The organism is Elizabethkingia argenteiflava (genome assembly GCF_009904105.1).
GTDB lineage: Bacteria > Bacteroidota > Bacteroidia > Flavobacteriales > Weeksellaceae > Elizabethkingia > Elizabethkingia argenteiflava.
This window is the reverse complement of the sequence record NZ_JAAABJ010000277.1, coordinates 1-255: the sequence shown is the minus strand read 5'-3', so window position 1 is coordinate 255 and position 255 is coordinate 1. Positions and strand designations below refer to the sequence as shown.

General features: G+C 31.4%; 1 protein-coding gene. It reads left to right on the top strand.

Features of this window, described 5'->3' with window-relative positions; genetic code table 11:
• The coding region (locus tag GNY06_RS02855) for a transposase (RefSeq protein ID WP_166518718.1) at window positions 1-255 on the top strand (255 nt) is incomplete at both ends.

The window sequence follows — 255 nt, the reverse complement described above, 5'->3', positions numbered from 1 at the left end:
GAAAATTACTTTACCAGCTCGGATAAAGGTTTTTGTGCTTGGCAAAATAGTGTTTATTATGGTTATAAATTGCATGCAGTGTGTACTACTGATGGGATTTTTACCGATTTTGATGTAACACAAGCTTGTGTACAGGATATTCATTATCTCAAAGATATTAAGCACTTGTATCAAAATTGTACAATATTAGGAGACAAAGGTGATCTGAGTATTGATTATCAAAGAGACTTATTTACTTACAACCAGATTAATATG